Source organism: Hydrogenophaga sp., from assembly GCF_030158645.1.
Classification (GTDB): Bacteria; Pseudomonadota; Gammaproteobacteria; order Burkholderiales; family Burkholderiaceae_C; genus Hydrogenophaga.
Genome location: NZ_JAOASO010000081.1, coordinates 1 through 16,221, shown reverse-complemented (window position 1 = coordinate 16,221; position 16,221 = coordinate 1). Strand labels below are relative to the sequence as shown.

Below are 16,221 nucleotides of genomic sequence, written 5' to 3'. Positions count from 1 at the left end.
GACCGGCGGAGCTGCATCCTCGGTGTCTCTGAGCAGGGCACCTCTCTCCGGAAGCGAAAAAGCCCGGCAATGCCGGGCTCCTTCTTGTCAGAAAGCAAGCGACCGCCCCACGGGGCGAGCGTGCAGGTCCTTATTGACGCGCAGGCTCAGCCACGTAGATCTCGACGCGGCGGTTTTGTGCACGACCCTGAGCCGTGCCGTTGTCGGCGATCGGCTCGCGCGAGCCGCGGCCGTCGGTGGCGAAGCGGGCCGGCGACACGCCGCGGGCCACCAGGTAGTCGCGCGTGCTGTTGGCACGGTTGAACGACAGTGGGTTGTTCACCGCATCGCTGCCGGTGCTGTCGGTGTGACCGACGATCGCCACCGTTGTCACCGGGTTGGCGTTGAGCGTGTTCGCGAACTGGCCGAGCACGCGTTGGAGCGTGGGGCTCACCGTGGAGCTGCCGGTGGCAAAACCGGCGTCGGCCGGCACGTCGAGTTTCAGGCGGTTGTCCGAGGTCTGGCTCACGCCGATGCCGGTGCCGGCGGTGGCCGCTTCCATGGCGCGCTTTTGTTCCTGCATTTTGGTCGACCAGATGTAGCCACCCAGTGCGCCAGCGCCAGCGCCGAGCACGGCGCCTTGTGCAGCGCCCTTGGAGCCGCCGGTGGCTGCACCCAGCAGCACACCCGCGAGGGCGCCAATGCCGGCGCCCTTGGCGGAATCGGTCTGGGTTTCGCTCATGTTGGCGCAGCCGCCGAGGGCCATGGCGGCGGCGAGGACGGTGACCGTCAGGCCACGGGTGATGTTGGTGATGGGGTTCATGTTCAATGCTCCACTGGCGTTGTTGATGGATGGTTGCGCTGGATCAGCGATCCGACAGTCACGGTCACGCCACGCGGGCGTGTGTTGATGGTGACTGTGCTGGAGCGCGATGCCCTCTAAACTTATACCGCGCCTGATCGCTTAGGCATCAACTCCACCCTGACTTTACAAAAAATTGCATGAAAAATGTTCCATTGGGCGCCAGCGCGCTGCAAGTTCCGCCCATCTGCCTGGGCACGATGACGTTTGGTGAACAGGTCGACGAGGCCACCGCACACAGCATCCTCGACCGCTCGATGGAGCGCGGTATCCATTTCCTCGACGCCGCCGAGATGTATTCGGTGCCTGCACGCGCCGAGACTTGCGGTGCCACCGAGACGATCCTGGGCAACTGGTTCGCCAAGGATGCGAGCCTGCGCGGCAAGGTGGTGCTGGCCACCAAGGTCGCTGGCCCGTCGCGCGGCATGCCGTGGATCCGCGGTGAGAACTCGGGCGTGAGCAAGGCCGAGATCCTCAAGGCCTGCGACGACAGCCTGCGCCGCCTGCAGACCGATGTGATCGACCTGTACCAGATCCACTGGCCAGCGCGCAATGTGCCAGCCTTCGGCCTGCTGACTTTTGATCCCACCAAGGACAAGCCGTGTGCGTCGGTGCTGGAGCAGCTCGAAGCCATGGCCGAGTTGGTCCAGGCGGGCAAGGTCCAGGCCATCGGCCTGTCCAACGAGTCACCGTACGGGGTGCACGAGTTCGTGCGCCTGGCCGAGCAGCACGGCCTGCCGCGCGTGGCCACGGTGCAGAACCCGTACTGCCTGATCAACCGCAGCTACGAGAACGGGTTGGACGAGACCTGCCACCGCCTGGGTGTGTCGCTGCTGGCGTATTCCCCGCTGGGCTTTGGTTTGCTGAGCGGCAAGTACGACGCCACCGGGCTGGTGGGCGATGCCGGGCGCATGGCGCTGTATGAATCGATGCGCAAGCAGCGTTGGGGCCGGCCCGAGGCGCTGGACACCGCGCGCCGCTACAACACGCTGGCGTGCGAGCACGGTCTCACGCCCTCGCAGATGGCGCTGGCGTTTTGCTACACCAACTGGCGCGTGGCCAGCACCATCATCGGCGTGACCTCGATGACCCAGCTCGACGAATGCCTGGACGCCTGGGACACGACGCTGTCGCCCGAACTCCTGGCCGAGATCGACAAAATCCGCTGGGAAAGCCGCGACCCGGCTCAGTGAGCTGACGCTTGGCCAAAAAGTCGCACGTCAGCGAGACACCCGCCACTGCCTGGCTCAAGGCGCATGGCGTGGTGTTCACCGAACACAGCTACGGGTACCTGGAGCATGGCGGCGCGCAGCACAGCGCGCAGGTGCTCGGGCTCGATCCGTTCGCCGTGGTCAAGACCTTGATCATGCAGGACGAGTCGGCCAAGCCACTGGCGGTGCTGATGCATGGCAACCGCACCGTGTCGACCAAGAACCTGGCGCGGCAGATTGGCGTCAAATCGGTTGAGCCCTGCAAGCCCGAGGTGGCCAACCGCCACAGCGGGTACTTTGTGGGCGGCACTTCACCGTTCGGCTTGAAACGCGCCATGCCCGTGTTCGTTGAAACGTCCGTGTTGACGCTGCCCAGAATCTGGATCAACGGCGGGCGCCGGGGTTACCTGGTGGGCCTCGACCCGGCCGTGCTCAGCGGTCCGCTGGCTGCCCGGCCGGTCGAATGCGCGCTGGCAGAATAGGCCGGCGCCGCCCCGCAGAGCGCGGCCCGAACCACCGAGGAGATTCTGTTGTCATTGTTGTATCCCCTGTTGGCCACCCTGGCCGCCTACCTGATCGGCTCACTCTCGTTTGCTGTGCTCGTGAGCCGTTTCATGGGCCTGAACGACCCACGCACCTACGGCAGCAAGAACCCCGGTGCCACCAACGTGCTGCGCTCGGGCAACAAGGCCGCCGCGGTCATCACGCTGCTGCTCGATGCGCTCAAGGGCTGGCTGCCGGTGGTGGCCGTGAAATGGTGGGGCGAGGCCTACGGGTTGGGCGACGGCACGGTGGCGCTGGTGGGCATTGCGGCCTTTCTCGGCCACCTGTACCCGGTGTTCTTCCGCTTTCAGGGCGGCAAGGGCGTGGCCACCGCGGCCGGCGTGATCTTCGGTTTCCAGCCCTGGCTGGGGCTGGCGGCGCTGGCCACCTGGGTGATCATCGCGGCGTTCTTTCGATACTCATCCTTGGCCTCCATCGTCACCGCGGTGTTCGCGCCGGCGTTTTTCCTGCTCGGGCACCGCGTGGCGTGGGACGCGCCCGGGGTGCAGGTCCTCAGCCTGGTGGCCATGGGCATGCTGCTGGTCTACCGGCACGCTGAAAACATCAACCGCCTGATGGCCGGCAAAGAGAGCAAGCTGGGCGCGAAAAAACCATGAGCCAGCACATCACCCGCATCGGTGTGGCCGCGCGGTACAGCGAAGCGGCGGCGTTCAACGGTGTCGTTTACCTGGCCGGCATGGTGCCCGAGCGCGGCGATACCGACATTCGGGGCCAGACCGAAGACGTGCTGGAGCAGGTGCAACAGCGTTTGCTGGAGGCTGGCAGCGACAAATCCCGCATCCTGCGCGCGCAGATTTTCCTGGCCGACATCGCCGACATCGGTGCGATGAACGAGGTGTGGGACGCCTGGGTGGTGCCGGGCACCGCGCCTCCTCGGGCCACGGTGCAGGCCGCCCTGGCGAACGCCGCATGGCGCATTGAAATCGTGGTCACAGGCGCGCAGAAAGCGCCCTGATCAATAGCGCTTGTCCAGAGTGAGCTGGTCGTTCGTGCGCTGCATCTGGAAGCGGGTGAGAAAGCTGTTGCCCAGCAGCACAAATGCCATCGGCTGAGGCAGGACGATGGCCGACACATCGTAGACCTGTGCTTCACCGATGCGCACCGAATCCAGCCGGATCTGGTGCCCAACCACGTTGCCATTGGCCGTGGCCACGCCCACCTTTTGACCCTGCTCGAACTTGAGGTTGATGCGCCTGGCATCGGACTCGCTCATGATGACCTGCGTGGCCCCGGTGTCCACCATGAACTGGACCTGCCGGCCATTGATTTGACCCGGCGGCATGAAGTGGCCTTGGGCGTCGGCGGTGAGCACGATGCGTTGGGCGCCGGTGTCCGCCTTGGCACGCCCCAGACTCACCGGGGCTTCCCCCACACGCAGGGTCTGGCGCTGTCCGTTGATCTCGAGCACCGCCGCCTCACCCTGCAGGCTCAGCAGCTTCACGCCCTGGTGTGCCTGGCCGGGGCTGAGGAAACGCGGCGCGGCAGTGTCGATGGTCACGAGTGCCTTGCCGCCTGCAACGCCGGAGAGCGCCACCTGCTGCGCTGCTGCCGGCAAGGCCAGCAGCGCGCTCAACGCGAGGGCGCCGGCGCGGACCATCTCAATCCCTGAAATTGTTGAACGAGAGAGGAAGGTCCTTGAGTTCGGACTTGATGAGCGCCATGGCCGCCTGCAGGTCATCGCGCTTGGCGCCGGTGACCCGCACCGCGTCGCCCTGGATGGCGCCCTGCACCTTGAGCTTGCTGCCCTTGATGGCCTGCTGGATCTTCTTGCCGTCTTCGGTGCTCACGCCGTTGCGCACCTTCACCACCTGCTTGACCTTGTCGCCACCGACTTTTTCGACCTTGCCCACGTCAAGAAAGCGCGCGTCGACACCGCGTTTGGTGAGTTTGCCGCGCAGCACATCGTCGATCTGCTGGAGCTGGAAGTCGGCGTCGCCGTGCAGGATGATTTCCTTGTCTTTGAGCTCGATGGCCGCGCTCGTGCCCTTGAAATCGAAGCGGGTGCCGATCTCGCGCGCGACCTGATCGACCGCATTTTTCACTTCGACAAAATCGGCTTCAAGAACGGTGTCAAAAGAAGGCATGCTGGGGGTCTTGCAAAAAGGTGAATGAGAGAATCGAAGAATGGTAGTCGAGAACAACGTGGCGCTCCAGCCGCATAACACTTTTGGCATCGTTGCCCGGGCTCATCGCCTGGTGCGCGTGCGCTCAACCGACGACGTGCTGGCCCTGCTGGCCGATCAGGAAGCGCGCACGGCGACGGGTACACCGCCCTTTGTGCTGGGTGGCGGCAGCAACCTGGTGATCACCGGTGACATCAAGCAGCTGGTGATCAAAGTCGAAATTTCAGGCCGACGCCTCGTGGAGGAAACCGCCAAGGGCTGGCTGGTGGAGGCTGGGGCCGGCGAAGACTGGCACGACTTCGTGCGCTGGACGCTGGAGCAGGGTTACCCGGGCCTGGAAAACCTGGCGTTGATTCCGGGCACGGTGGGCGCCTCGCCGGTGCAGAACATCGGTGCTTACGGGGTGGAGCTGCAGGACCGTTTCAGCGCACTGGACGCGATCGATCTGCAGACCGGCCAGAGTTTCACGCTGGACGCCGCGAAGTGCGGTTTTGGCTACCGCGACTCGGTCTTCAAACACCCGCCGGCCGGCGACAAAGGCCTGGGGCTGGCCGGTCGTGCGCTCATCACGCATGTGCGCTTCTGGCTGCCCAAGCCCTGGAAAGCGGTGCTGGGTTATGCCGATCTGGACCGCAAGATGGCGGAGAGCGGCGTTTCATCACCGAGCGCGCAGCAGATCTTCGACTGGGTCTGCGCGATCCGCCGCGCGAAATTGCCCGACCCGGCGGTGATCGGCAACGCTGGCAGCTTTTTCAAGAATCCCACGGTGTCCCGCGAACAATGCGCCGACATCATCGCCCGTGAACCCAAGGTGGTGCATTACCCCATGGCCGACGGCAGCATCAAGCTGGCCGCAGGCTGGCTCATCGACGCCTGTGGCTGGAAGGGCAAGGGCGTGGGCAGCGCGGGTGTGTACGAGCGCCAGGCGCTGGTGCTGGTGAACCGCGGTGGCGCCACCGGTGGTGAGGTGATGACGCTGGCCAAGGCGATCCAGACCAGCGTCTACGAGCGCTTCGGTATCTTGCTGGAGACCGAGCCGGTGGTGGTTTGACCGGCTTGAGCCCGAGGGCGGCCCTTACTCGCCTTCCAGCTTGAGCATGCTGGCCCCATCTCCCAGCGAGAGCAGCCCGGCCTTGGCGTAGATGCCCAGTTTGGCGCGCGTGTCGGTGATGTCGAGGTTGCGCATGGTCAGCTGACCGATGCGGTCCAGCGGCGTGAACGGCGCGTCTTCCACCTTCTCCATGCTCAGGCGCTCGGGCGCATAGGTCAGGTTCGCGCTCTCGGTGTTCATGATCGAGTAGTCGTTGCCGCGGCGCAGCTCGATGGTGACCTCGCCGGTGATGGCGCGCGCCACCCAGCGTTGGGCTGTTTCGCGCAGCATGATGGATTGCGGGTCGAACCAGCGGCCCTGGTAGAGCAGGCGGCCGAGTTTCAGGCCGTTGATGCGGTACTGCTCGATCGTGTCTTCGTTGTGGATGCCGGTGACCAGGCGCTCGTAGGCGATGTGCAGCAGCGCCATGCCGGGGGCTTCGTAGATGCCGCGGCTCTTGGCTTCGATGATGCGGTTTTCGATCTGGTCGCTCATGCCCAGGCCGTGGCGGCCACCGATCTCGTTGGCCTTGAGGATCAGGTCAACCGGACTGGCGAAGGTCTCGCCGTTGAGCGCCACGGGCTGGCCTTCTTCGAAGCGCACCGTCACGGTTTCGCGCTTGACCACCACCTCGTCCTTCCAGAAGGCCACACCCATGATCGGGTTGACGATCGAGATGCCGCTGTTCAGGTGTTCGAGGTCCTTCGCCTCGTGCGTGGCACCGAGCATGTTGCTGTCGGTGCTGTAGGCCTTTTCGGCGCTCATCTTGTAGCCGAAGCCGTTGGCGGTCATGAAGGCGCTCATCTCGGCGCGGCCACCCAGCTCGTCGATGAACAGCTGGTCCAGCCAGGGCTTGTAGATCTTCAGGCTGGGGTTGGTCAGCAGGCCGTAGCGGTAGAAGCGCTCGATGTCGTTGCCCTTGTAGGTGCTGCCGTCGCCCCAGATGTGGACGTCGTCTTCCTTCATCGCGGCCACCAGCATGGTGCCCGTGACGGCGCGGCCCAGCGGCGTCGTGTTGAAGTAAGTCACGCCCGCCGTGCTGATGTGGAAGGCGCCGCACTGCAAGGCGGCAATGCCTTCGTGCGCGAGCTGGGTGCGGCAGTCGATGAGGCGCGCCTTCTCGGCGCCGTACTGCATGGCCTTGCGCGGGATCTCGTCGTAGTCCGGCTCGTCGGGCTGGCCGAGGTTGGCGGTGTAGGCGTAAGGGATCGCGCCTTTTTGCTTCATCCACAGCAGCGCTGCCGACGTGTCGAGGCCGCCGGAGAAGGCGATGCCGACTTTTTGCTGCGAGGGGAGGTTCTGAAGAATGGTGGCCATGACGGTCGCTCAGTGGTTCAGCCGAAATGGCAGATGTAGTGGTAGGGCTCGGTCACGCGGATCTCGAAGCTGCTGTTGCCGGGCACGCTGAACTGGTCGCCAGGGCCGGACTTGAGCCAGGCCTCGGTGCCGGCCAGTTTGTATTCGCAACCGCCGGCCACGCACTCCATGATTTCGGGCGCGCCGGTGTTGAAGGTGAGGGTGGCGGGCAGCACCACGCCGACCGACTTTTTCGTGCCGTCGGCGAAGGTGATGCCGTGGCTGACGCACTTGCCGTCGAAGTACACGCTGGCCTGGGTGTTGACGGTCACGCCGTCGAAGTGGGTGGTGCTCATGGTGTTGGGGTGTGGTGCTGGGACAAAAGGCAAAAATCGGAAGACAACGCGCGATTTTAGGTCGCGGGCTCGCAGCGGTGGCCGGTGGTCAGAGGCGTGATTGCCATCCGGCGGCGTCAAAACCCACGGTGATGCCGTCGGTCCACTGCACCACCGGGCGCTTGATCAGGCTCGGATTCGCCAGCGCCACGGCCCGGGCGCTGGCCACATCGGTCACGCCGGCCCGAACAGCCTCGTCCAGCTGGCGCCAGGTCGTGCCCTTGCGGTTGATGACGCTCTCCCATCCCACGGCGGCGAGCCAACGGTCAAGCTCGGACTCGGACACGCCCTGTTTCTTGAAGTCGTGAAAGTGGTGTTCGACACCGTGTTCGGTCAGCCAGGCGCGGGCCTTTTTGACGGTGTCGCAGTTGGGAATGCCGTAGACAGTGATCATGGAACGGGATTGTCGGCGATGGAGGCGAAGGTCGTGGACCCGATGGGACAATCCAGCCATGCTCAACATCCCTCTGCCTCCCCACCCCACCACATTGCCCGAGTGGCTGGCCCACGCCGAACGCCTGCACCCGGTCACCATCGACATGGGGCTGGAGCGTGTTCAGCGCGTGGCGCAACGCATGAAGCTCGCACTGCCCTGCCCGGTGATCACCGTGGCTGGCACCAACGGCAAGGGCAGCACCTGCGCAATGCTGGAGGCGGTTTACACGCAGTCGGGCTACCGCACCGGCGTCTACACCTCGCCGCACCTGGTGCATTTTGAAGAGCGCTGCCGCATCGCCGGTGAACCGGTGGCCACCGCCGAACTGCTGCCGGCGTTTGCGGAGGTGGAAGAAGCGCGCAAGGGGCAGGGCGGGGAAGAAGAAATCAGCCTGAGCTACTTTGAATTCACCACCCTGGCGATCCTGCGCACGTTGTCGCGAGCGGGGTTGGATGTGGCGATCCTGGAGGTGGGCCTGGGCGGTCGGCTCGACGCGGTGAACATCATCGACACCGACTGCGCCGTCATCACGTGTATCGCGCTGGACCACATGGCCCTGCTGGGCAACGACCGCGAAGCCATCGGCTTCGAGAAGGCCGGCATCATGCGCACCGGCCGCCCGGTGGTGGTGAGCGACCCGGTGCCCCCGCAGAGCGTGTTGGATCGCGCCCTGGAGATCGGTGCAGACCTCTGGCGCATCGGCAAGGACTTCCATTTCGCCGGTGACCAGCAGCAGTGGGGTTGGGCCATGCATCCCTCGCACGGCGGGCGGCGTTACGCCGGGCTGGCCTACCCGGCGCTGCGCGGCGCGAATCAACTGGTGAATGCGTCGGGTGTGCTCGGTGCGGTGGAGGCTTTGCGGTCGAAACTGCCCGTCACGGCCCAGGCGGTGCGCAACGGCCTGGCGCTGGTGGAGCTGCCCGGGCGGTTCCAGATCGTGCCCGGCACGCCCACCCTGGTGCTCGACGTGGCGCACAACCCGCATTCGGTGGCAGCGCTCACCGAAAACCTCGACGCCATGGGCTACTACCCCACCACCCACGCGGTGTTCGGCGCCATGGCCGACAAGGACCTGGGCGCCATGCTCGAGCGCATCGCGCCACTGATCGACCGCTGGCACCTGACCGACCTGCCGCTGCCCCGAGCCAGCACCGCCGCCGCTCTGGCCGAGACGCTCAAAGTCCACCCCGCCACGGCCAAAAGCACGGTGGCGGGCTGCCACGCCAACCCCATGGAGGCCCTGCAGGCGGCGGTGTCCCACGCGGACCCCGCTGATAGAATCGTGGTCTTCGGATCGTTTTTCACCGTGGGGGGTGTCTTGCAGGACGGTGTGCCCCGCTTGTCGGCCAAACACCTGCCTTCCTGACCCCTCCGCCCGAGCTGTCCCGACCGCTCCCCGTGTCGCGCCCCTCGCCAGGCCTCCTTTGGCGCCATGGTTCCCACCCGAATGTTCAAATCCCGTTCAGGCTCACAGGGCAATCCATCGACACCGCCGCCGCAAAGCATTGACGCCGTGCGCCGCCGCGCGCGCCACCGTCTCATCGGCGCCAGCGTGCTGGTGTTGCTGGGCGTGGTGGGGTTCCCGCTGCTGTTCGACACCCAGCCGCGCCCGATTTCGGTCGACATTCCCATCGAGATTCCGGCCAAGAGCACGCCCGCGCCGGCCGTGAAGCCGCCGTCCACGGCGGCGGCGCCTGCTGCGGCGCCTCCCACCGCCAAACCGCCTGCGCCCAGTGTTGAAGCACGCGAAACCCTGAGTGCGCGCGAAGAGGTCGTTGAGGCCGCCGCCCCGCCCAAGTCCACGGCAGAGCCCGCCAAGCCCGCTTCTGCACCTGCCGACGCGGAACGTGCCCGTGCCTTGCTCGAAGGCAAGACCGCCACAGCACCTGCGACGGCCGCCGCTGCAACGCCGGCCACCGCGGTGGCCGAGCGCCTCGTGGTGCAGGTGGGCGCGTTCTCCGAAGAATCGGGCGCCCGATCGGTGCGCCAGAAGCTCGAAGCCGCCGGGCTCAAGACCTACACCCACGTGGCCGAAACATCAGAAGGCCGTCGCATCCGCGTGCGCCTGGGGCCCTACAACAACCGAGCCGAGGCCGACAAGGCGGCGGCCCGGGTGAAGGCCCTGGGCTTGCCCGCGGCCGTGCTCACGCTGTGACGCGCCCACGGACGATGGCCGCATGGGTTTGACGGATGGTTTGCTGCTGACGGTGTTGTTGCTGTCGGTGTTGCTCGGCGTGTGGCGCGGCCTGGTGTACGAGGTGCTCTCGGTGGCCGGTTGGGTGGCGGCTTTCGTGTGCGCGCAGGCCTACGCCGATGAAGTGGCCGCGGTGTTGCCGCTGGAGGGCCTGTCGCCGCCGCTGCAGCTGGCCGCGGGATTCCTGTTGGTGTTCATCGCGGTGGCGTTTGCGGGTGGATTGCTCGCGTGGTTGGTCAAGAAGCTGGTGGCGTCGGTCGGATTGCGTCCGGTGGACCGGATTCTGGGTGGTGCTTTCGGCTTGGCACGCGGCGCGGTGATGTTGCTGGCCTTTGCGGTGGTGGTGAGCATGTCGCCGCTGCGCGATGCCCCGTGGTGGCAAGGTTCGGTGGTGGCCAACGTGCTGGTGGCCACGTTGCACGCCGTCAAGCCCTTGTTGCCCGAGCCGGTGGCCCGATATATCGCTTAGAACGGTTTGAGTTTTTTCAGAGGATCGAAACATGTGTGGAATCGTGGGCGTGGTCAGCAAAACGCCAGTCAACCAGCTGATTTACGACGCCTTGCTGTTGCTGCAGCACCGCGGCCAGGATGCGGCCGGCATCGTCACGCAGCAAGGCCGCAAGTTCTTCATGCACAAGGCCAAGGGCATGGTGCGCGACGTGTTCCGCACCCGCAACATGCGTGCGCTGCCAGGCCTGTGTGGCCTGGGGCAGGTGCGTTACCCCACCGCGGGCAATGCGTTCAGCGAGGAAGAGGCGCAGCCTTTCTACGTGAACGCGCCGTTTGGCCTGGTGCTGGTGCACAACGGCAACCTGACCAACGCAAAGGCGTTGGCACAGGAACTCTTTCAAACCGATCACCGCCATGTCAACACCGACAGCGACTCCGAAGTGCTGCTCAATGTGCTGGCGCATGAGCTGGAAAAGGTCACGCGCGGCATCACGCTGAAACCGGCCGATGTGTTCGCTGCGGTGCGCGGCGTGCACCAGCGCGTCAAGGGTTCGTATGCGGTGGTGGCCCTGATCGCAGGTCACGGCTTGCTCGCCTTCCGTGATCCGTTCGGCATCCGCCCGCTGTGCGTCGGTCACAACGACCAGGGCGGCGTGATGGTGGCCAGCGAGTCGGTGGCGCTGGAGGGCAATGGCTTCGAGATGGACCGCGATGTGCTGCCCGGTGAGGCGGTGTTCGTCGACCTGGACGGGAAGATGCAGTTCGAACAGTGTGCCGACAAGACCAGCCACAACCCCTGCATTTTTGAGTACGTCTACCTGGCCCGCCCCGATTCGGTGATGGACGGTATCTCGGTCTACCAGGCCCGCCTGAACATGGGCGTGACGCTGGCCAAACGCGTGGTCTCCACCGTGCCGCCGAGCGAGATCGATGTGGTCATTCCGATCCCCGAATCGTCGCGACCCAGCGCCATGGAGCTGGCCCAACTGCTCGGCCTGCCGTACCGCGAAGGTTTCGTGAAGAACCGCTATGTCGGCCGCACCTTCATCATGCCTGGCCAGGGCGTGCGCAAGAAGTCGGTGCGCCAGAAGCTCAACGTGATCGGCAGCGAGTTCAAGGGCCGCAACGTGCTGCTGGTGGACGACTCCATCGTGCGCGGCACCACCAGCCGCGAGATCGTGCAGATGGCCCGCGACGCCGGTGCCCGCAAGGTTTACCTGGCCAGCGCGGCGCCACCGGTGCGCTACCCCAACGTTTACGGCATCGACATGCCCACGCCCGACGAGCTCGTGGCGCACAACCGCACCGTCGAGGAGGTGCGTGAGAGCATCGGGTGCGACGCGCTGATCTACCAGGACGTGGACGCGATGAAGCAGGCCATCGGCTCGCTCAATCCCAAGCTGGCGGGTTTCGATGCCTCGTGTTTCGACGGCGTGTACGTGACCGGCGACATCACGCTGGCCGACATCGCGCGCCTGAACGCAGGCCGTGACCAGAGCGAAGAAGGCGAAGAAGACACCTCGCGCCTGGCCCTGCCCAATGCGCAGGTCGCCTGAAAGCACAGGCCCATGACCCAGAAGACGACCGATCTGCACCGCGACACGCTGGCCGTGCGCGAGGCTGTGGAGCGCAGCCAGTACGGCGAAAACTCCGAAGCGCTGTACCTCACCAGCGGCTATGTGCAACCCAGCGCCGAAGCGGCAGCACGCCGCTTTGCGGGTGATGAGGAAGGTTTCACCTATGGCCGCTACGGCAACCCCACCGTGGCCAGCTTCGAGCAGCGACTGGCCGCACTCGAAGGCGCCGAGGCCTGCATGTCCACGGCGTCGGGCATGTCCGCCATCCTGATGATGTGCATGGGCCTGCTCAAGGCCGGCGACCACGTGGTGTGTTCCCATTCCATGTTCGGCTCGACCATCAAGCTCATCGGCACCGACCTGGCCAAGTTCGGCGTTGAGTCCACCTTCGTGTCACAGACCGATGTGGCGGCGTGGCAGGGCGCGATCAGGCCGACCACCAAACTGCTGTTTGCCGAAACACCGACCAATCCGCTCACCGAGGTGTGCGACATCCGCGCGCTGGCCGACATCGCACACAACGCCGGTGCGCTGCTGTGCGTGGACAACTGCTTCGCCACACCGGCGCTGCAGCTGCCGATGAAACTGGGCGCCGACATCGTCATGCACTCGGGTACCAAGTACCTCGACGGCCAGGGCCGCGTCATGGCGGGGGCTTTGTGCGCCAGCCAGGAACTGGTGACCAAGAGCTTTCTGCCCGTGCTCAAGAGTGCCGGCATGACGCTGGCGCCTTTCAATGCCTGGGTCGTTCTCAAGGGCCTGGAAACGCTGGACATCCGCATGCAGGCGCAATCGGCGCGCGCGCTTCAACTCGCGCTATGGCTGCAAGACCACCCGGCTGTGGCGCGCGTGCACTACCCCGGTCTGGCCAGCCATCCTCAGCACGCGCTGGCCATGGCGCAGCAATCGGGCAGTGGCGGCGCCGTGCTGTCGTTCGAGGTCAGGGCAGACAACGCCGAACAGGCCCGCGCACGCGCTTTTCACGTGCTCGACTCACTGCAGGTCATGTCGCTGTCGACCAATTTGGGCGACACCAAGACCTTGATGGCCCATCCTGCCAGCACGTCGCACGGTCGCCTGACCGAAGCACAGCGCCAGACCGCTGGCGTGGTGCAAGGTCTGATCCGCGTGGCGGTCGGGCTAGAACACCTCCAAGACATCCAGACCGACCTTGACCGCGGACTCCTCACCCTCTGACATGACCACCACCGTCCGCACCCGCTTCGCTCCTTCGCCCACCGGCTTCATCCATCTCGGGAACATCCGCTCCGCGCTGTATCCGTGGGCGTTTGCGCGCTCCACCGGCGGCACCTTCATCCTGCGCATCGAAGACACCGACCTGGAGCGCTCGTCGCAGGCCGCGGTGGACGTGATCATCGAAGGCATGAAGTGGCTCGGCCTGGACCACGACGAAGGCCCGTTCTACCAAATGCAGCGCATGGACCGTTACAAGGCGGTGCTCGCCGAGATGGTGTCCGCTGGCCTGGTGTATCCCTGCTACATGAGCGTGGCCGAGCTCGACGCGCTTCGCGAAGCGCAAATGGCGGCCAAGGAAAAGCCGCGCTACGACGGCACCTGGCGGCCCGAGCCCGGCAAGGTGTTGCCGGCCGTGCCTGAAGGCGTGAAGCCCGTGCTGCGTTTCAAAAACCCGCAAGGTGGTGTCGTGGCTTGGGACGACAAGGTCAAGGGCCGTATCGAGATCAGCAACGACGAACTCGACGACCTGGTGATCGCGCGACCCGACGGCACGCCCACCTACAACTTCTGCGTGGTGGTCGACGACATCGACATGACCATCACCCACGTGATCCGGGGCGACGACCACGTGAACAACACGCCGCGCCAGATCAACATCTTCCGTGCACTTGGCAAGGAGCCGCCGGTGTATGCCCACCTGCCCACCGTGCTCAACGAGCAGGGCGAGAAGATGAGCAAGCGCAACGGCGCCAAGCCCGTCACGCAGTACCGCGACGAAGGCTATTTGCCCGACGCGATGGTGAACTACCTCGCGCGCCTGGGCTGGAGCCACGGCGACGATGAAATCTTCAGCCGTGCGCAGTTCCTCGAGTGGTTCAACCTGGATCACCTGGGCCGCAGTGCGGCGCAGTTCGACGACGCCAAGCTGCGCTGGGTCAACGCGCAACACCTCAAGGCGATGGCCGACGATGCGTTGGCACCGCTGGTGGCCGAGCAGTTGAAATGGCAGGGTATCGCGGTGGACGAACGTTTGCCGCGGATCTGTGGTTTGTTCAAGGACCGCTGCGACACCACCGTGGTCCTGGCCCAGTGGGCCAGGGCCTTCTACACCGACATCACACCCAACGCCGACGAACGCGCACAGCACGTGACCGATGCCGTGCGGCCCGCTCTGGCGGCGCTGGCGGGCAAGCTGGGCGGTGTGACCTGGGACAAAGCCAGTATCTCGGCGGCCATCAAGGAAGTGCTGACAGCGCACGGCTTGAAGATGCCCCAGATCGCCATGCCGGTGCGGGTGTTGGTGATGGGCACAGCCCAGACGCCGTCGCTCGATGCGGTGCTCGAATTGCAAAACCGTCAAACAGTCTTGGATCGTTTGCAGAACGCTTGAAAAATCGCCTATAATTTGAGGCTTGCTGAAACGCAGCGCTGAATCAGATCGGCGAAGCGAATTGGCAAACCCTGTGGGGGTATAGCTCAGCTGGGAGAGCGCTTGCATGGCATGCAAGAGGTCAGCGGTTCGATCCCGCTTACCTCCACCAAAGTGTCGAAAATGAGTTGAAGTAATTCAAATCAGTCCAGGTTATGACCCTATCGTCTAGAGGCCTAGGACATCACCCTTTCACGGTGAGTACCGGGGTTCGAATCCCCGTAGGGTCGCCAAGTTTTGTAGCACTTGGTCAGTTGCACAAGCAGCCTGACAAAAGTTACAGCTACCAGGAGTGGTAGTTCAGTTGGTTAGAATACCGGCCTGTCACGCCGGGGGTCGCGGGTTCGAGCCCCGTCCACTCCGCCAAAATGTCGTTGTAAATCAACAGCTTAGATAAAGCCCGACGCGAAAGCATCGGGCTTTTTTCTTGCCCGAACGGAAATCAGTGTCCCCGTTTTGTCCCGGGAAATACTTTGAAGGACCTTGACGTACCTGGAGGACAGTCCCGGTTTTGTCCCCATTTGCAACTTGCAAGCAGAGTGGAAGCGTGGTTTTGAAAGCGCTTGATTTCAGGCTCTGCAAAAGTACGTCGGGCGTGTTCTTACGGTAGCTGTCACCACCTGAGCCGATGCCATCTGCGCGTGTGGTACCATTTTTGCAGTCGTCCACGTGAACGTGGATAAATTAGATGTCCGTTCTCAACGGACTCGAGGATTTGATCGTCGTGATGACTTAAGCTGACCGTCCGACACAATCCCTCCCACCCCATGCTCAATCGCGCACCCATGTGCGGCATCAACATATTCCATGATCATGGGAAATGTTGATGAGTCGAACACGTCACGTGTCTCGGTCGATCATCTGTCAGTCTCAACCCGTCAGCTCGTTGAAACTGGGCGCGTCTGCGCCGACAGGAAGAGCCATGAGCACAGCGTTACTGATCCCCTACCTCGAGGGAGCCCGAACAATTGGTATTGCCAACCAGACAGCAAAAAACTGGCTTTCTGCCGGAAGGTTTCCAGTTGCAACCTTCTTGATCGGACGCCGAAGGATGATTCGAGTTTCAGATCTCGAAGCATTTGTTGCAGGCCTTGGGGAACCACCTCGCGAAACCGTTGGCTCCAAGCTGGTACCACCTGTTGTAGAGCTCAAAAGAAGCAGGGGCAGACCTCGAAAATCTGCAATTTCGAAAGGCATCTCTCGCTCTTGCTGATCAGCGGTATGCGGCGGACACCCACTGAGTGCTCGGCGCATCTTGGCCGAGGTAAGGTGAAGACTGATGGCTGTCGCCCACCCTTGGAAGGGCAGAGACAGCAGTGCAGCGAAAGCTGCCAATGGCGAGGCTTGACAAGGCTTGCAGTCATCACAGCATCGGAGTCTTCAGAAGCCAGCCAATCCATCGGCTTGAATGACAGATC

At 64.3% G+C, this 16,221-nt stretch carries 19 protein-coding genes and 3 tRNA genes; 15 read left to right on the top strand and 7 right to left on the bottom strand.

Annotated elements, in window-relative coordinates:
- Positions 1-130 precede the first annotated feature (130 nt).
- Positions 131-802, bottom strand: coding sequence for an OmpA family protein (locus Q1W68_RS07800; protein ID WP_300653785.1), 672 nt, complete (start codon positions 800-802; stop codon positions 131-133).
- 179 nt (positions 803-981) lie between these two features.
- Between Q1W68_RS07800 and Q1W68_RS07795 the strand changes: the two genes are divergently transcribed.
- From Q1W68_RS07795 to Q1W68_RS07780, 4 genes are read left to right on the top strand one after another with little or no spacing between them, the layout of a single operon-like run.
- Positions 982-2,034 carry an aldo/keto reductase gene (locus Q1W68_RS07795; RefSeq protein WP_300661979.1) on the top strand — a complete coding sequence of 351 codons (1,053 nt, stop codon included), beginning with the start codon at positions 982-984 and terminating at the stop codon, positions 2,032-2,034.
- Positions 2,035-2,042: 8 nt separating this feature from the next.
- On the top strand, positions 2,043-2,534 hold the full coding sequence (locus Q1W68_RS07790) for an aminoacyl-tRNA deacylase (RefSeq protein ID WP_300651400.1): 492 nt from the start codon (positions 2,043-2,045) through the stop codon (positions 2,532-2,534).
- Between the two features lie 48 nt (positions 2,535-2,582).
- The gene (gene plsY / locus Q1W68_RS07785; protein ID WP_300651402.1) at positions 2,583-3,212 is read left to right on the top strand and encodes a glycerol-3-phosphate 1-O-acyltransferase PlsY; all 630 of its coding nucleotides are present in this window, start codon (positions 2,583-2,585) and stop codon (positions 3,210-3,212) included.
- Positions 3,209-3,571, top strand: a complete 363-nt coding sequence (locus tag Q1W68_RS07780) for a RidA family protein (RefSeq protein WP_300661982.1) — start codon at positions 3,209-3,211, stop codon at positions 3,569-3,571. Before plsY ends, Q1W68_RS07780 begins: the two co-directional genes overlap by 4 nt.
- Here the strand turns inward: Q1W68_RS07780 and Q1W68_RS07775 are convergent, their stop codons facing one another.
- The gene (locus tag Q1W68_RS07775) at positions 3,572-4,213 is read right to left on the bottom strand and encodes a retropepsin-like aspartic protease (RefSeq protein ID WP_300651406.1); all 642 of its coding nucleotides are present in this window, start codon (positions 4,211-4,213) and stop codon (positions 3,572-3,574) included. It lies immediately after the preceding gene.
- Between the two features lies 1 nt (position 4,214).
- Positions 4,215-4,700, bottom strand: coding sequence for a YajQ family cyclic di-GMP-binding protein (locus tag Q1W68_RS07770; RefSeq protein ID WP_159607562.1), 486 nt, complete (start codon positions 4,698-4,700; stop codon positions 4,215-4,217).
- A 40-nt stretch (positions 4,701-4,740) separates the two neighbouring features.
- On the opposite strand from Q1W68_RS07770, the gene murB reads away from it, so the two are divergent.
- Positions 4,741-5,790, top strand: coding sequence for a UDP-N-acetylmuramate dehydrogenase (gene murB / locus Q1W68_RS07765; RefSeq protein ID WP_300651409.1), 1,050 nt, complete (start codon positions 4,741-4,743; stop codon positions 5,788-5,790).
- A gap of 24 nt (positions 5,791-5,814) precedes the next feature.
- Here murB and argG read toward each other — a convergent pair whose 3' ends face one another.
- The 3 genes from argG to Q1W68_RS07750 form a co-directional block, all read right to left on the bottom strand.
- Positions 5,815-7,146 carry an argininosuccinate synthase gene (gene argG / locus Q1W68_RS07760; protein ID WP_300716046.1) on the bottom strand — a complete coding sequence of 444 codons (1,332 nt, stop codon included), beginning with the start codon at positions 7,144-7,146 and terminating at the stop codon, positions 5,815-5,817.
- Between the two features lie 17 nt (positions 7,147-7,163).
- Positions 7,164-7,481 (bottom strand): pyrimidine/purine nucleoside phosphorylase, encoded by a 318-nt coding sequence (locus tag Q1W68_RS07755; protein ID WP_300656060.1) that lies wholly within the window; start codon positions 7,479-7,481, stop codon positions 7,164-7,166.
- A gap of 88 nt (positions 7,482-7,569) precedes the next feature.
- A complete protein-coding gene (locus Q1W68_RS07750) occupies positions 7,570-7,914 on the bottom strand; it encodes an ArsC family reductase (RefSeq protein ID WP_300661988.1) in 345 nt (114 codons plus the stop codon).
- Positions 7,915-7,972: 58 nt separating this feature from the next.
- On the opposite strand from Q1W68_RS07750, the gene folC reads away from it, so the two are divergent.
- The 10 genes from folC to Q1W68_RS18400 all read left to right on the top strand — a co-directional run bounded on the left by folC (position 7,973) and on the right by Q1W68_RS18400 (position 16,016).
- On the top strand, positions 7,973-9,322 hold the full coding sequence (gene folC / locus Q1W68_RS07745; protein WP_300716044.1) for a bifunctional tetrahydrofolate synthase/dihydrofolate synthase: 1,350 nt from the start codon (positions 7,973-7,975) through the stop codon (positions 9,320-9,322).
- Between the two features lie 81 nt (positions 9,323-9,403).
- Positions 9,404-10,111 carry an SPOR domain-containing protein gene (locus Q1W68_RS07740; RefSeq protein WP_300661994.1) on the top strand — a complete coding sequence of 236 codons (708 nt, stop codon included), beginning with the start codon at positions 9,404-9,406 and terminating at the stop codon, positions 10,109-10,111.
- A 22-nt stretch (positions 10,112-10,133) separates the two neighbouring features.
- Positions 10,134-10,619: a CvpA family protein gene (locus Q1W68_RS07735; protein WP_300656068.1), complete on the top strand. Its 486-nt coding sequence runs from the start codon at positions 10,134-10,136 to the stop codon at positions 10,617-10,619.
- Positions 10,620-10,650: 31 nt separating this feature from the next.
- A complete protein-coding gene (gene purF, locus Q1W68_RS07730; RefSeq protein WP_300656070.1) occupies positions 10,651-12,156 on the top strand; it encodes an amidophosphoribosyltransferase in 1,506 nt (501 codons plus the stop codon).
- Positions 12,157-12,168: 12 nt separating this feature from the next.
- The gene (locus Q1W68_RS07725; RefSeq protein ID WP_300656072.1) at positions 12,169-13,374 is read left to right on the top strand and encodes an O-succinylhomoserine sulfhydrylase; all 1,206 of its coding nucleotides are present in this window, start codon (positions 12,169-12,171) and stop codon (positions 13,372-13,374) included.
- Between the two features lies 1 nt (position 13,375).
- Positions 13,376-14,764, top strand: a complete 1,389-nt coding sequence (gltX, locus tag Q1W68_RS07720; protein ID WP_300716043.1) for a glutamate--tRNA ligase — start codon at positions 13,376-13,378, stop codon at positions 14,762-14,764.
- Between the two features lie 75 nt (positions 14,765-14,839).
- A tRNA-Ala gene (locus tag Q1W68_RS07715) sits at positions 14,840-14,915 on the top strand.
- Positions 14,916-14,960: 45 nt separating this feature from the next.
- A tRNA-Glu gene (locus Q1W68_RS07710) sits at positions 14,961-15,036 on the top strand.
- A 56-nt stretch (positions 15,037-15,092) separates the two neighbouring features.
- Positions 15,093-15,169 (top strand) — tRNA-Asp (locus tag Q1W68_RS07705).
- Positions 15,170-15,623: 454 nt separating this feature from the next.
- Entirely contained in the window at positions 15,624-16,016 is a 393-nt protein-coding gene (locus Q1W68_RS18400; RefSeq protein ID WP_366146695.1) for a helix-turn-helix domain-containing protein, read from the top strand.
- Here the strand turns inward: Q1W68_RS18400 and Q1W68_RS07700 are convergent.
- A partial coding sequence (locus tag Q1W68_RS07700) for a hypothetical protein (protein WP_300716042.1) occupies positions 15,952-16,221 on the bottom strand: 270 nt, incomplete at its 5' end. The genes Q1W68_RS18400 and Q1W68_RS07700 overlap by 65 nt on opposite strands.

Excerpts from the sequence above, each read along its gene's own strand:
- Q1W68_RS07750 (WP_300661988.1), bottom strand. The coding sequence starts at position 7,914 with ATGATCACTGTCTACGGCATTCCCAACTGCGACACCGTCAAAAAGGCC.
- Q1W68_RS07725 (WP_300656072.1), top strand. The coding sequence starts at position 12,169 with ATGACCCAGAAGACGACCGATCTGCACCGCGACACGCTGGCCGTGCGC.
- Q1W68_RS07780 (WP_300661982.1), top strand. The coding sequence starts at position 3,209 with ATGAGCCAGCACATCACCCGCATCGGTGTGGCCGCGCGGTACAGCGAA.
- argG (WP_300716046.1), bottom strand. The coding sequence starts at position 7,146 with ATGGCCACCATTCTTCAGAACCTCCCCTCGCAGCAAAAAGTCGGCATC.
- Q1W68_RS07775 (WP_300651406.1), bottom strand. The coding sequence starts at position 4,213 with ATGGTCCGCGCCGGCGCCCTCGCGTTGAGCGCGCTGCTGGCCTTGCCG.
- purF (WP_300656070.1), top strand. The coding sequence starts at position 10,651 with ATGTGTGGAATCGTGGGCGTGGTCAGCAAAACGCCAGTCAACCAGCTG.
- Q1W68_RS07735 (WP_300656068.1), top strand. The coding sequence starts at position 10,134 with ATGGGTTTGACGGATGGTTTGCTGCTGACGGTGTTGTTGCTGTCGGTG.
- Q1W68_RS07740 (WP_300661994.1), top strand. The coding sequence starts at position 9,404 with ATGTTCAAATCCCGTTCAGGCTCACAGGGCAATCCATCGACACCGCCG.
- Q1W68_RS07795 (WP_300661979.1), top strand. The coding sequence starts at position 982 with ATGAAAAATGTTCCATTGGGCGCCAGCGCGCTGCAAGTTCCGCCCATC.
- Q1W68_RS18400 (WP_366146695.1), top strand. The coding sequence starts at position 15,624 with ATGTTGATGAGTCGAACACGTCACGTGTCTCGGTCGATCATCTGTCAG.
- murB (WP_300651409.1), top strand. The coding sequence starts at position 4,741 with ATGGTAGTCGAGAACAACGTGGCGCTCCAGCCGCATAACACTTTTGGC.
- folC (WP_300716044.1), top strand. The coding sequence starts at position 7,973 with ATGCTCAACATCCCTCTGCCTCCCCACCCCACCACATTGCCCGAGTGG.
- Q1W68_RS07755 (WP_300656060.1), bottom strand. The coding sequence starts at position 7,481 with ATGAGCACCACCCACTTCGACGGCGTGACCGTCAACACCCAGGCCAGC.
- gltX (WP_300716043.1), top strand. The coding sequence starts at position 13,376 with ATGACCACCACCGTCCGCACCCGCTTCGCTCCTTCGCCCACCGGCTTC.
- Q1W68_RS07800 (WP_300653785.1), bottom strand. The coding sequence starts at position 802 with ATGAACCCCATCACCAACATCACCCGTGGCCTGACGGTCACCGTCCTC.
- Q1W68_RS07770 (WP_159607562.1), bottom strand. The coding sequence starts at position 4,700 with ATGCCTTCTTTTGACACCGTTCTTGAAGCCGATTTTGTCGAAGTGAAA.